The sequence below is a fragment of the Chitinophaga sp. genome, assembly GCF_035538455.1.
Lineage (GTDB): Bacteria > Bacteroidota > Bacteroidia > Chitinophagales > Chitinophagaceae > Chitinophaga.
Genome location: NZ_DATLKJ010000210.1, coordinates 76600 through 90877, shown reverse-complemented (window position 1 = coordinate 90877; position 14278 = coordinate 76600). Strand labels below are relative to the sequence as shown.

At 42.9% G+C, this 14278-nt stretch carries 9 protein-coding genes; 4 read left to right on the top strand and 5 right to left on the bottom strand.

The features are described from left to right. From VM802_RS24980 to VM802_RS24970, 3 genes are all read left to right on the top strand, one after another. Nucleotides 1-439, top strand: a 439-nt coding sequence (locus VM802_RS24980; RefSeq protein ID WP_325535795.1) for a 3-keto-disaccharide hydrolase, incomplete at its 5' end; no start/stop codon positions are given. Nucleotides 440-504: 65 nt separating this feature from the next. Beyond that, the gene (locus VM802_RS24975; protein ID WP_325535793.1) at nucleotides 505-1320 is read left to right on the top strand and encodes an SDR family oxidoreductase; all 816 of its coding nucleotides are present in this window, start codon (nucleotides 505-507) and stop codon (nucleotides 1318-1320) included. 63 nt (nucleotides 1321-1383) lie between these two features. Next, entirely contained in the window at nucleotides 1384-2202 is an 819-nt protein-coding gene (locus VM802_RS24970; protein WP_325535791.1) for a purine-nucleoside phosphorylase, read from the top strand. Nucleotides 2203-2206: 4 nt separating this feature from the next. Here VM802_RS24970 and VM802_RS24965 read toward each other — a convergent pair whose 3' ends face one another. Continuing rightward, on the bottom strand, nucleotides 2207-2563 hold the full coding sequence (locus VM802_RS24965) for a winged helix-turn-helix transcriptional regulator (protein WP_325535789.1): 357 nt from the start codon (nucleotides 2561-2563) through the stop codon (nucleotides 2207-2209). 110 nt (nucleotides 2564-2673) lie between these two features. On the opposite strand from VM802_RS24965, the gene VM802_RS24960 reads away from it, so the two are divergent. After that, a complete protein-coding gene (locus VM802_RS24960) occupies nucleotides 2674-3819 on the top strand; it encodes an MFS transporter (RefSeq protein WP_325535787.1) in 1146 nt (381 codons plus the stop codon). A gap of 118 nt (nucleotides 3820-3937) precedes the next feature. Here VM802_RS24960 and VM802_RS24955 read toward each other — a convergent pair whose 3' ends face one another. From VM802_RS24955 to VM802_RS24940, 4 genes are all read right to left on the bottom strand, one after another. Further along, the gene (locus tag VM802_RS24955) at nucleotides 3938-4480 is read right to left on the bottom strand and encodes a hypothetical protein (protein WP_325535785.1); all 543 of its coding nucleotides are present in this window, start codon (nucleotides 4478-4480) and stop codon (nucleotides 3938-3940) included. A gap of 406 nt (nucleotides 4481-4886) precedes the next feature. Next, the gene (locus VM802_RS24950; RefSeq protein ID WP_325535783.1) at nucleotides 4887-5366 is read right to left on the bottom strand and encodes a hypothetical protein; all 480 of its coding nucleotides are present in this window, start codon (nucleotides 5364-5366) and stop codon (nucleotides 4887-4889) included. Then, the gene (locus VM802_RS24945) at nucleotides 5360-10795 is read right to left on the bottom strand and encodes a DUF8696 domain-containing protein (RefSeq protein ID WP_325535781.1); all 5436 of its coding nucleotides are present in this window, start codon (nucleotides 10793-10795) and stop codon (nucleotides 5360-5362) included. Before VM802_RS24945 ends, VM802_RS24950 begins: the two co-directional genes overlap by 7 nt. Before the next feature lie 42 nt (nucleotides 10796-10837). Continuing rightward, nucleotides 10838-14215 carry an RHS repeat protein gene (locus VM802_RS24940; protein WP_325535779.1) on the bottom strand — a complete coding sequence of 1126 codons (3378 nt, stop codon included), beginning with the start codon at nucleotides 14213-14215 and terminating at the stop codon, nucleotides 10838-10840. Nucleotides 14216-14278 lie beyond the last annotated feature (63 nt).

Genomic DNA, 14278 nt, shown 5'->3' with positions numbered 1-14278 from the left:
CGACAAAGAATACGGCTACCTCGCAACAGACAAGCAGTTCAAAGATTTTGAACTCACCGTCCAGTTTAAACAGGAAGCTAATGGCAACAGCGGCGTATTCTTCCATTCTTCACTGGAAGGTACTAAAATCACAGGCTGGCAGGCGGAAGTAGCGCCTCCGGGACTACATACCGGCGGTATCTATGAATCTTACGGCCGTGGATGGCTTATTCAGCCCGACAAAGAAAAAGAACAATACCTGAAAATGGGCGAGTGGAATACCATGAAAGTACGCGTCGTAGGCGACCAGGTAACCACATGGCTCAATGGCCATGAAATGATCACGCTGAAAGATGAAAAGATCGGCGCAGCAGACGGTCAGATTGCCCTCCAGATCCACTCCGGCGGCGGTATCAAGGTAAGGTGGAAGAATATTAAGATCTCACCGGCAAAATCATAACGCAGGAATACATTAGGTGTACGCGCATCTTAATTGCTTAAATTCGTACATCTAAAAATCCCTGAATGTATTATACTGACAAGGTAATACTTATTACTGGCGCCAGCTCCGGGATAGGCCGCGAGCTGGCGTTGTTGTTGGCTAAAGAACAAGCCTGGCTGATACTCGCTGCACGCCGCGCACAGGCTCTGGAAGAGGTTCAACAGGCATGCCTGCAATATACCCCCCGCTGTGAAACGCTGATAATGGACGTCACCGATGAAGTCAGCGTAGAAACAGGTGCAAAGCTCGCCCTGCAGTTCTTCGGAAGAATAGATGTGCTGGTCAACAACGCTGGCGTTACCCAACGCTCCCTGCTGATCGATACACCGGTGAGCGCCGTACGCAAACTGATGGAAGTGAACTTCTTCGGACCAGTCATGCTGACGAAAGCACTGCTGCCGCATTTCAAAACACAGCAACAGGGACAGGTGGTAGTGGTCAGCAGCATGGCCGGATTAATGGGCTATCCCTGGCGCTCAGGCTACAACGCTGCCAAACATGCACTCCAGGGCTACTTCGAAACATTACAGACAGAGCAGCCCATTCCCAACCTGTATACTACCATTGTATGCCCCGGCCGTATACATACGCCCATCACCTATTCCGCTATTACGGCTACCGGAGAGCCCTTTGGGCATATGGACCCCGGGCAGGCCCACGGCATACCAGTGGAAAAATGCGCCAGGCGTATTCTAACTGCCATGCACAAACGAAAAAAACTGGTGATGATCGCCAGAGCGGAAAGACTGCTGCTTTGGTTCAAAAGATTTTTTCCGCCGTTGTTTTATTTCATTGCAAGGAAAGGCGTTAACTTGCCACCAGCCGGAACGGGCCGGTAACGCAGGCGCATATTCCTGAAAGCCCTTCCCGCAATAATATCTAATCGAAAAATTTCAGCGCATATGGATCTATTACAACAGGTTGCAGCCGCAACAGCCTGGCTGCAGGCCCTTTCTTTTGAGCAGCCCCGTGTGGGCGTAGTGCTGGGCACTGGTCTTGGTGAATTAACCAGTCATATTAAAATCGCACACAGCATTCCCTATAACCAGATACCGCATTTTCCTGAATCAACAGTAGAATCGCATAAAGGGCAGCTGATCCTGGGACATATCGGCAAAACACCCGTGGTTGCCATGCAGGGCCGCTTTCATTACTATGAGGGCTATACGATGCAGCAGATTACATTTCCAATACGCGTGATGAAAGCATTGGGCGTAGAGCAACTGTTGCTCAGCAATGCCGCTGGTGGTATGAATCCTTCCTTTAAAAAAGGGGATCTGATATTACTGGAAGATCATATCAACATGCAGCCGGAAAACCCGCTGCGCGGCCTCAATTCATCCGCCTTTGGTCCTCGCTTCCCGGATATGAGCCGTCCCTACGATCCGTTACTGGGACAGAAACTGCACGTAGCCGCCGACGCGCAGGGCGTTGTACTGAAATCCGGTATATACGTTTCCGTGATGGGACCTAATCTTGAAACAAGGGCAGAATACCGCTTCCTGCGTATGGCTGGAGCCGACCTTGTAGGCATGAGCACCGTTCCGGAAGTAATTGTAGCCAACCAGCTGAAACTCCCCTGTGCAGCCGTTTCCGTAGTCACTGATGAATGTGATCCTGACAACCTGCATCCGGTTTCCATTGAAGAGATCATTGCAGTTGCTGCTACTGCCGATAAAAAACTAAGCAACATATTTGCTGCGGTGGTCGCTGAACTGTAAACTGCTAGCCTTTCGGCGGGTATTCGATGCCGGCCTCTCTGATAAGATCATAGCCATACTTCATAATATGCTCTATTACGGGTATGGCTTTCAATCCTTTCTCCGTGATAAAATATTCCACCTTGGGCGGTACCACCGGGTATGCGCGGCGCCCTACCATTCCCTTCTCTTCCAGCTCCCTCAGCTGGCTGGTCAGCATCTTATGCGTGATATGAGGTATATCATTCTTCAATTCTCCGTAACGCAGTACCTGTTTCTGCAAACGCCACAGGATAGGCATCTTCCAGGTCCCTCCTATATGATTCAATGCAAATTCAATCGGAGTATAGTAGAGTTTATTATCGTGAAAAAATTCAGGCATATATAATTTATTAGAAGTCAATTTACTCACCTAAAAGTGTGTATCACACTTAAAAGTGTCTATCGTGTAATAAGGTGATCTACCCTGCAAATTTGCAGCAAAAAAGAAAAATGAAACGAACACTTTATGTGCTGGCGATAGGCGTTTTCGGCATCGCCACCACGGAACTAGGCGTGATAGGCATTTTACCTCAGCTGGCGGCGGCTTTCCATGTAAGCATTGATAAAGCAGGATGGCTGCTGAGTTCATTTGCAATCGTGATTGCGGTGTGCGGCCCTTTTATGACTCTCCTGTTCTCCTGGCTGGACAAGCGCAAAACCATGCTCTTTGTATTGGCACTCTTCACCATTTCCAATATCGTTTCAGCGATGGCTGTCAGCTTCAACGTATTGTTACTGGCGCGGATACTACCGGCCTTCATGCATCCTGTTTTCTGGTCGGTGGCGCTGGCCACAGCAGCAGGCAGCGTCCCGCAGACGGAGTCCCCAAAGGCGGTAGGTATCGTATTTGGAGGCTTTACCATCGCCAGTGTACTGGGTATCCCGGTGGTATCCTTTATTGCAGCGCTTTACGGATGGCAGGCGTCCTTCGTGATGTGTGCAGCCGTCAATACTCTTTCCCTGCTGGGACTACTGCTGTGGCTTCCTGCATTTCCTGTTACAGAAAAAACCACGTACGGCAAACAGCTGCTGATACTGAAGAAGCCAGTCTTGTGGATAAACTTCGTACTGGCGTGCCTGATAGTTGCCGCCATGTATGCCAGCTACGGTTACCTCGCCGCCTATCTCCGCGACATTACAAAAATGAATGGTAAGGAAGTAAGCCTGATGCTGATGATATTCGGCTTCACAGGTATTGCGGGCAACTGGCTGGCCGGCAAAATGCTGAGCAGGAATATTGCTGCCACAACGATCATATTCATTGCACTACTCAGCTTGTCGCACATAGTAGTCTTCTATGCAGGTGCATATTATATACCAATGGTGATCGTGATCTTCCTGTGGGGATTCATCCATACCGGCGGGTTTCTGATCAGTAATATCAACGTTACTACAGCAGCATCAGAAGCACCGGAATTTGTGAACAGCATATTCACTACCTGTGGTAACCTGGCCGTTACAATCGGATCTGTTGTCGGTGGCGCAGTGATCGCTCATGTGGGGTTGCGCCAGGTAGTATGGTCGAGTGTTGTGTTGCTGGTACTCTCAACACCAGTATGGGCACTGGCACAATACAGGAGTAGGGTTAAGTCATAGCAATCAGAAGAATTAATTAATCACTCCAGAACAAATAATCAAATGCCAAGCTGTTAAGCCTGGCGTTTTTCTTTTTATTTATCGAAAGCTAAGTAATCGGTTATTAAACATACTCAATTCAACTAATTTGTGCACCCGTAGCAAGGTTTATTTCGAATGTTTCATCGGCTTCATTTCGAATGCTCCAAACTGTTCCTTTTAAAGAAGATTCTGTTACTTCAGTTATTCTAAAGCTGTCATATGTTAAACGTCCTGTTCTCCACTTGATTCCAACCTCATCATATGCTACTAATTCCGTATAATCTGCAAATACTATAATTTTTTGATTTTTTATTGAACGGACATCCATAACAGGAATTGCTTTCACTTCCTGCCAATCTTTAGGATTATTTGATGAAACAATATAGCCAGAGCCGTTCGACACAACACAAAATTTATTGGGATCAGGTGTACTGTATAAGGCTGATATGCCGGTAGCACTAATTTCGCCAAAAGCAAAAACACCAATCCAGTTCTTTCCTTCCGAAGAAATCACTTCAACTATTATTCCATCCCTACCTCCTTGGGTATTTGCTCCCGGGTAATAATACCGATCCCCTGACCCAAACTCTTCCATTACCTCGACCCCGTAATTATTCTGAAAAGTCAAATCAACTATCATCTCTTTATCTTATTGGATTGAAAAATTTATGCATAACAACCTCTGTTCTTCCCGATAGGGGATAAGGATGGCATCAACAGTATTCTGGCCCATCATTCTCATGATTTGTCCTTGAGTGAACAATTCACCGCATTCATTAACTTTGAACTAGCCTATTAGAGTGAAATAGTTCTCCAATATTTAATATGTCTGTGTTTGAAGTTGAGATTGAAAGCTGGACAAAGCCACTAAGTAATCTCTGTCTTCTCTTATTGATAACGTTATATACAACTGCAAGCCCAGAGCCTTCAATACATGAGCAAAACCCGCTACTGCGGGCTCATGTATTGAAGGCTCTGGGCCTATTATTTTTTGTCTCAGCAACTACTATCCATCCCCCACTCGCATACTCATTCCTCAATAGCAACTATACTTCATCTATATTAATATCCCCATCTATATCAATATTCCCCACATTATTTTCCACCACCCAACCATTGGCAAAACTATTCTCAAAGCCTTCGCCTTTATTGCCTAGTAAGTTAGTCCCTTTCTCAAAAACATTATTTTTTAATTCGATACAGTTTTCAAACTGACAGTCAAAGAAATTTAAAAATCCTGTAAAAACATTTCCTTCGATAACTATGGGATTTACATTATGCCCCCCCATTTGATAATCCACGTAGTTTCTAATAATATTATTCTTTAATAATAAGCCATTTACAAACCAACATGAATGAATTTTCAAATTGTTTATTATACAATCTTCAATTATCAAATACACATTTAATTCAAATACTCCAATCAAATCAATTGTATTGATCAAGCAATTAACTAAATGGACAACATTGTGATCTTTAAAATCGTCCCGATTTAGAAAGTCTATATTTTGATTTTCCTTTACCATGTTACATTTCCAAAATTTATTACTGATCCTTGAGTAACTCTATTAGAAACCCCGGGATACATATTTACTGACATAATTTTTCCGTCTTGGACAAATACCTTAAATGACTTTTGGACTCCATTGACATTCCCGATTAAAGTATTGTCACCTGCTTTTAATAAGGACATATTTTGCTCTACCAGATAAAGCCCTTTTGAAGCCATTGTCTCCGCTGATAAGTTTAAATCAGCATGACGACCACGGGCAAAAGCATGTTCCATAAATTTCTCTAAAACACCTCTGTTAAAGGACAGTCCTTCATCAGCAGCCTCAACGGCCCGAGCTGTTTTAGCAAACCCACTATACATATCCATCCCCCCACTCGCATACTCCCTCCTCGCTTCCGCACTACCGTGAGCCATTAGCCTAAAGGTCCTGTCCCAAAATTCTTCTCCGGGGTGATAGCCCGAATAGGATTGCCACGCTCTATAGGCTTCCACCTGATTACTATAATCCCTCCCGTTAGTATAGTTCCAATGGGTAAATGTTCCTGGTTCGTATGGATTTGAATCTTTTTTTGCGCCACCTCCTCCTCTTGCCGTTTCCTCTCTACTTGTGGGCATGGTGCCCCTAAAGGTGGTTTCTACAATCGTTTTAGCTTTGTACAGATTACGGTTTACATCCTGAAGCGTACTGAAAGACATCCTTGATAAATCACGGATAAATCCTTGCCCGGCATTGATCAGGTTGGCAGAAGTTGCACTCACCAGCTTCTCTCCAAAATAAATATAGGTGTAATCTCCGACAGTTTGTATAAGATTCTTACCTACATTCTCAAAAAGCTGTCCGTTGATCATCAGAGATGCCGCTTCTGAGTTTTTCCAAATGAGAGCATTGCCGTTCCTAAACCAATCTGGAGGGCTATCTCCTAATGGATCTGAGAAATTGACCGGGTTATTGACGCTAACGTGATAGGGGGATAAGCTATGAAATTGTTCATGTTTAGGATCAACCTGCCACCAGCGGCCAATCTGAGGATCAAGTGTCCTGTAAAATGCATCAAATAACTCCAGATCGAATTCATTTATTTTTTCAATTCCATTGAATAATAATAGGTTCTCTTGCCTGTTAAGCGCTTTACTGCTTAATCCGGCGATCTGTAGCCCATATGGATAATAACTATCCTCTTGTAAAAGGTGACCAGTAGTATGTCTTACAACCAGATCATCAAAAAATACGTCAGTAGGACTTTCATTACTTACATACACATACAGAAACCCATTCTTTGTAACATTTGTCTCCGCTGCAAGTGGAGTCACAGCATCAGGAGTATTGACCCGTAAAGCGCTACCGCTTACCATCTTGAAATTCTCATCAAAAAGTGCATAGTTCAGATATGCTTTCGGCACATTGGAAGGAGGATTTTGTGTCTGTGTATTGGTCACAAAATCTGTAAATTCATCTTTATTGAGAATCAGACCGGAGGTGTTACCCTGAACCAGGTTATTTTTCCCATTAGCGATAACACTTGCTGGGCCAATCAGGGTATTAATCAGCTGCTGCACAATATCAGCTGGTACCTGGTTGGATGTATTATTGGCGGGAGAATTTTGCTGGTAATAAGACATTACGCTCAATTCAACTTTATCTCCTGCCATCACCCTCAATACCTTACCTGTCCCAATTTTTCGCTCAGGGCTGGTGTTGTTTAGTTTTACAAATTTCCTATTAGTACCGTTGTAATCATAGAATTTATGTCCTGGTGGTATTACATCAATATTAGGAGGGAAACTGAATATTTCTCTTTCCGGAACAGGCGGAGCTGGCTGAGGATTGTCTTCATGTGTAGCCCTATAGTACAACTGACTAGTTTCATCAGTGATCACAGTTCTCACATTACCTAGGTAATCGCTAATGAAATAGTCGTAAACCAATGTTCCGTTAGCAGACCTGCGGATCCTTCCTTCCGGGTGGGGAATATACAGCAGTTCATTATCTTTGAAGACACAGCCATCCAGGTAGCTATATGTAGTGGTTTTACTACCATCACTTACTTTTTTCTGAAGGACATTGCCTGTAACATCATACACATATTCAATTGATTTATTGGTTCCATCAAGTGTAATCCTTTCAGGTTTGCCAAAAATATAATTATTGGCAATAGTTATACCTTTATTTTTATCTTTTATCAGATTTCCGGCATCATCATACACATAATCATCAGTACCTGTTCTACCCTGATAATTTTTAAAATCCCCCAGGTGCTTATCCCCCTGTATATCTGTCACACCTTTCAGCTTATTGCTCCATTCATTATTCTCATTAATGTAGGTAAGGTCGTCTATTGTGGATTTAACGTTACCGGCCAGCATCCCCTGCTGTTTCATCCTTTTGATATTACCATTTTCATCATATTGGGGAATAGCTGAAGAATAATCAACCGCTCCATTATTCCAGTTACCTGAAGTAAACTGGGAATAATCGGCTTTGCTTAACCTGCCGGCATTATCATAAGTATAGCCATAGGCATGCCATTCATCTGGATTGCCTTTCCTTCTCCACGTTACACCTGCTACGTTTCCAGTATAATCTTTCTTTACAAACCCGTTGTCGTAAAACAACTCCATTCCAAAATAGTTCCCAGCCATTTTGTTTTGCGCAAATTCACTATTGATTCCTTTCAGTTTGTTATCCAGTGTATACGTGAAGTTCAGCATCTCCAGGTCAGACAGCTGCTTAGTTTTCGGACGCCCCAGATTATCATAAGTAAAGGAACTTAGTAATTTGGTCACAGGAGTAGCGGCATTAAGAATACGCTGATCGATCTGGGTCATGCTTCCAATGGCATCATAACTATAGCGCGTTTGGAGCTGTATAACGGCATTGTTGCTACTGAGCGGATTTTTAAACACCTGGTGCGTTGACAATACTTTTCCATTAAAATCATACTGTGCGGTGGTCATATCGGTACCACCGGCAATGTTCTCCGTTTGTACTTGTATCTGCCGCCCTTTTTGATCGTAATAAAAAGTAGAAGTTAGCCACTGTTCTTTACCTGTCACCTTTAATTTGACAGTTGTCAGCTTACCACGGCTATTATTTGAAGGGGTTACCGGATCAGCGTATAGATTTGAGCCGGCATCCAGCGAAAATGTTCCATTGAATGGTTTAACTCCTTGGGCATTATAGTTGTCGTAGTAATATATAGCTATCGGCGTATACCCAGATATAGCAGCTGCAGTGGAATAAACTCCTATGTTTTCAACTACCGGTACCGCGTTGGGATTAATTTCAGTATCAAAATTGTCATTGGCAGGACTATAAAATGGCTCCACAAAGTCAATGCTCTGCGTTGCTTCATAAAGAGGCTGGGTATTGCGTGAATCAACATATAGATTAGCCACAGGAGGATTGGAGAAGGTAATGGCCTGATTGGTAATACCGGCCTGATCTAACATGGTTTGCAGGCTCTCTCTGGTAGCAGCCGGATTCTTATAGGTTGCCACCGTTGTAAGCCTGTCAAGCCCATCATAAAAATAAAGCAACCACTCTCCCTTTGATTTAAGCAGAGGATGTTGATAAAAGGTGCATCTGTCACGGATGTCATACACATAAGTGTCAGCCTCGTTTATCCCAGGCTTTTTAACAGTAATGGGTCGCCCTTTTACGTCATAAGTATATCTGTAACACAGTTCATTCAAAATAGCCGCTGCGGCAGGCGTCCGGAAGTCCCAATTATTATTACTAATACAATATTTTACAGCCAGTGGCGTAATGATATATCTGGCAGCTCCGGTTGCACCATATACATAATATGTCCTGAGTTCACCTGATTCCGCATCAGACCCTGATTGGGTAGCGCTCATAATTAACCTTCCCTGTCGATCGCAATACCTGCTTTCTTTCAGATTATGTTCATTTGTAAGAACAGAAACACGAAGGCTACCGGGATTATACATTGAATAACTTACCGGCATATCATTATCGTTGTTACCGAGAGACCAGATGCGGACATTCTCATTTGCCTGGTTAGGTCTTAATGTACTGGTTTTCCCCCTTTCGCTACCGGCAAAACTCTTCCCCGGTGTAAGTAGTTGTGACGCCTGGTTAATGGGAGAAAATTCGTCATTAGTTTTTGTGTAAAAGAAATCTTCCTGGTTTTTAGTCAGATTGTTATAGAACTCTGGCTGTCTGGCTGCTACATCGTTTCTGAAGCTGCCGGCAGTTGTACTATTGGATGCTGCCAGATAGGGCAGTGGCTGTATAGGGTTATTGCCATATCGGTCAAATACATTTATACCAACGAGGTCTGTATTGTCTGTGCCGGCATTCGCCAGTACAGTTTCAATGGGTCTTCCCAAACCGTCAAGATAGGATATCGCTTTCTGAAAATCGCGTTGGTTATTAAGCGTGGCTATTTGTGTGCTGTTGGTAACCCCAGGTTTGAATATCGCATATCTCACGGCTTTATTAAAACTCGCGCTGTTAAATTGAGCATAATCAGGTATATTCTCCCTGGTAGTACCTCCTGTTGCAGTGCTGCCGTCTGGAACATTTATGGCCACCTGGTCGGATACTAAAACCTGGATTATATTTGAATATCCGAATTGTATATCTGATGCGCATTTTCTTCTGTAGTAAGTTGTTTTACTGAGAGCAGGAGCCTGATAATTGACTGTTGTTATGCCTGAAATAGTTGACCAGTTCAGGCCATTCAAAGAACTCTCCCATTGATATTGGTAAGTACCGTTTCCACCGGTAGCATCATTTCCAGTAAACAGCGTCGGCGCCGCACCCACATTAATCATTTGTGAGGAATTAATAATGCCAGGCGTAAGAGCAGCTGTTGGGGTAACATTTATTACATTAGAATAGGCCGTTTGGTTATCGTCCTGGACTCTTCTCCTGAAATATATCTTGCCAATAGCAATATTACTGCCAGTACAGTTAACTCCTGTAGCTCCGGGAATATCTACCCAGGTATTGCCATCGGCAGACTCCTCCCATTGATATGCATATGGCAGACCTCTTTCTATGCCTGTTCCCCCGGTCGCGCCAGTGTTACTTATTACTTGCGAATATTCAAAAACGTCATTCATAATCATGCGCGGAGTATTCAATGTAATAGTCCCTCCGGCAAGATTTGCTGCCATACGCACATTCCAGCACTCGTAGCGGCTTTCCATATTTTGATAATAACGAACCTCAACTGTATAATAGCCTGGTCCAGGAAATTGAACATCAGCAAAACTGCCATCAGGAGCGGTGCGCACGATTTGTCCTGCTGATGTGCTCCAGCTCACAGATAATGTATTTGCATCCACGCCTATGCCAAATGACACCGTTGTGCCTTCCAGATATGGGCCCTGCTCCGTACACTGTGCTCTTAATAACTGGGTTGAGAGTAGAAAAAACAGGAGAATATTTATAATAAAAACGATCTTTCTCATCTAATGAATGATTTACTGCAAAAAAACAAGATGGTAATTTGTTTACTTGTATTGGTATTCATATGCATGTATAATATTCCCGTCCGCATCCTTCACATACAGAATCCTTCCTAGACCATCGTATTCATAATAGGAAATTGTATTGGTTGCATTGGTTATAGATGTTAGGTTCTTGAACTCATCATATGTTTGGGTAATCATGGTGGCATCAACAGGATGAAGTCGTAATTCATCGATATTGCCTGTTCCATTAATGCTTATACTGGCAGTACCTGAGAAAATCATGGTCTTCAAAGTCCATCCGTTGTGAACCGCCGCAATAGTTTCATTCGTAATGCTGCCCCCGCTTACGCTTACAGTCCCCCCTTGTGTCCAATAAGAAAGAATATATTTTTTGCCGCTGTTCAGCCCTGTTTTTGTTAAGCTGGATACTGCAGCTAGGTTAAGTGAACTGCTTCCTGTCATAAAAGCCAGATCTGTAAGGTATTCTCCTGCTGCTCCCGAGGGGGTTATAGTCCAGGTCCCTTTAGCCCTTCTTTCGAAACTACTGAAGGCTACATCAGAGGGAGCTGCATTCATAATTTTGGCAATCAGTGTCTCTTTGCGATCGTCATATATATTGGTTTCTATTCTATCCTCCATTACACTCTCCACAATATTTCCGTTTCCATCATAAACCATCTGCTCCTGTGCTTTCATCAGGTCGGTGTTTCTGATCAGCACATCTGGACGGAAATCGCCAATTACACTTTTCGGAACTGGTGTCTTGCTCATAAGGCGATACATTTTATCAGGCTTCACGGCACCATTGCTTAATGTCGTCAAATTGGATATTTCCGCTCCAATCAACCTATCCTCCGTACCGTCCGCAAGAAGCCATGTTTCTGATGATACAGGCACAGACAATATACTGTCAGTCTTTAGCGTGGTTAATATGCCCGGAATGTTATAGTCATAGGGATAATATATACGTCTTTCGATCTTTTCTCCCAGGCTGTTAACAGTTATCTCTTTCTTCAAATTAAAATTGGTATCGTAGGTAAAGTCGGTCCTTACCTCGTTGAATGTGCTGTTGCCATTATAACTGCGTTTAACCTTATATCTGAGCTGTGGTCGTCCTACCAAGGGATAGAACTCAGAGGTATTGATTATAATATCGTGATATCTCCCAGCCAGGTAGTTTGATGGACAAGCAATAGCCCTAACTACCTCATAGTTAACTGAATAGTTCAAGGAGTGGTTAAGTTCCTTTGTAGTAGCATCGTATTTGTTATATTCTTCACTTACGATCTCATTGTTCCTATTGTAGGTTCTTTTGCGTTTCAGTAATCCATATAAGCCGCTGATATATCTCGGCCTTCCGGCTTGTGGCTCATTTGGGAACAGAATGGGAAAATCCTTGTCGGTTGTAAATTCATAGACTGTTTTGCCTCTGTTTAAGCTTATATCGCCTTCAAAGGCTGTTACCCGTGAATAAGTGCCGGGTAAAGGATTGATAAGTTTTGCGTACAAGCTGGAATTACATGTAGCTGTTATATCTGCCTCCTTTTCTGACGGGAAGAATATGTCACTAACAACATAATACAGAGCCGACATAATCAGTGTTGCAACAATAGTACTTGTAGTTAAGCCCTCTGCGTCGTGATGGGGATTGTAATATTGTGAATAATTGTAGAAACCAGTCTGAACTATCGATAGAGCAAGATCACGTGCCAGACCAGCTACTGAAAAAGTCCCCTTGGTAGGAATTGTGAATTTTGTTCTGGAGTTGCAGGTATATTTCGGCTCTTCGTATCCCCATCCGGAAGATTTGCCATCTTCCGTCGTATATGCAAATTCTTTCACAATATCCGGACTGGCATTAACACCATCATTATACGTTATTTTTTTTACCCTTAAACCTCCGGTCAGAACATCTTTATTACCGGAAAAGGCAGTATTATTTTCGTAGTCATAATTTAGTGATCCTCCGGTTGGATATTGCACGCTTTTCAACAATCCCTGCCTGATAGTTGTCACCTTCCAAATTAGACGTTTCGATCCGTATGCTATCCTTTTCAGATTATTAAACTGGTTTTCGTCTGTGTCCCATGGACCGAAATCCAGGTTGTAATATCCCCAATGGTCAGCTCCAGCAGCCAACCTCCCAGGCACCCCGGGTGAACTTATATAATAGTTGAAGCGATAGGGATTATCTGATAAATTACCATTACCAGTTTTTGTTACACTGTTAAGACATAATCTTGCATTTGGTAACTCAGCTGTAGGAAAGGAGTAATTAAAATCTCTCAATTCCGCCCTAGAAAAATACTGATAAACGAACTGGTAGCTTAATAGTTCTTTATTATCTCGTTCCACAGCAATTTTCAATAGTGCGTTGGCGCCTGAGAGGTCAACCCTGGGAGTACCTGCGTAAGTAAATTTTACTTTTGAATCATCAGGTAATGCTATACCCGTAATGCGCTTCAAGCTGCCTATAACCCTGGCTTCCACCTTCATTGCCACTACTTCGTCGCCATCAGTTCCCGGACTGATGGTTTCTACCGCGTCCAGACTAGAAATATAGTCCACATTATAACCATCATAGGTAAAACTAATCTTCTTTCCCGTTTTGGGATCTGCTATTTCGGTAAGTTTCCAGCAATTAACTACAGAATAATTGCTTACTTTACTGCTTTGAAACCCTATATAAGTGCTCAGATTAGTGGGAGCAGGATTAAGATAGAATCTTCTTCTTCCTGTATTTTGATACGATATAATCCTGCTGGTTTCCTTTTCATTGAATGTGTATCTGACTCCGGATTCATCAGTAACAACAAACTTGCTAATGCGGGTAAGAATACCATTTGCAGTCATGTCTTCTTCTATCTTTTCAATTTTCAACCTGGAGTCATCAAGTATATGGAATACTTGTTCCTTGTCTATCACAAAACGTCCCGATCTGTTTCCAAATTGGAATATAAATTCATCCTGTTGCCTGTCAGCAATTACCTCTTCGTTATATTTAAAATAGTCGAGACGGCCTTGTACAATTGGAATCCATCCCATTCCATATGGCGCCGATGATCGCGAGTAATAAGGCGTATATAGATTTCCGGTAGCAAATAGCTCCCCATCTATCACTCCTCCTTTCTGATCATCGGGTTCTCCCCGTGTAATTCTGGAAATCGAACCCGCTGACTGCAACTCCCATCCCAGGCCGACATCAGATGCTACCTTATTTACTTTAATGCCAGCTCCGTCCGTATAAACCAGATTGACATTAGTAGCAAGTTTATCCCCATCACTGTAATTATATAATGGCAGATCAACCTGAGCTCTGCCTGATGGCAAATCTACCTGGGCATAGCAAATAGAAGGGAGAAAAAAAATCAGAGCACAAGCCCTCAAAAAATAGGTAAGACAATTATTTGATGACATAGATAAAGGGTAAAAACAATTAGTTAGGTAAAGGTTATAAATTTTGATTGATTGGATTTTGGA

Bases quoted from the DNA above. Each gene is read 5' to 3' on its own strand.
- VM802_RS24955 (WP_325535785.1), bottom strand. From the start codon at position 4,480: ATGATAGTTGATTTGACTTTTCAGAATAATTACGGGGTCGAGGTAATG.
- VM802_RS24975 (WP_325535793.1), top strand. From the start codon at position 505: ATGTATTATACTGACAAGGTAATACTTATTACTGGCGCCAGCTCCGGG.
- VM802_RS24970 (WP_325535791.1), top strand. From the start codon at position 1,384: ATGGATCTATTACAACAGGTTGCAGCCGCAACAGCCTGGCTGCAGGCC.
- VM802_RS24940 (WP_325535779.1), bottom strand. From the start codon at position 14,215: ATGTCATCAAATAATTGTCTTACCTATTTTTTGAGGGCTTGTGCTCTG.
- VM802_RS24965 (WP_325535789.1), bottom strand. From the start codon at position 2,563: ATGCCTGAATTTTTTCACGATAATAAACTCTACTATACTCCGATTGAA.
- VM802_RS24960 (WP_325535787.1), top strand. From the start codon at position 2,674: ATGAAACGAACACTTTATGTGCTGGCGATAGGCGTTTTCGGCATCGCC.
- VM802_RS24945 (WP_325535781.1), bottom strand. From the start codon at position 10,795: ATGAGAAAGATCGTTTTTATTATAAATATTCTCCTGTTTTTTCTACTC.
- VM802_RS24950 (WP_325535783.1), bottom strand. From the start codon at position 5,366: ATGGTAAAGGAAAATCAAAATATAGACTTTCTAAATCGGGACGATTTT.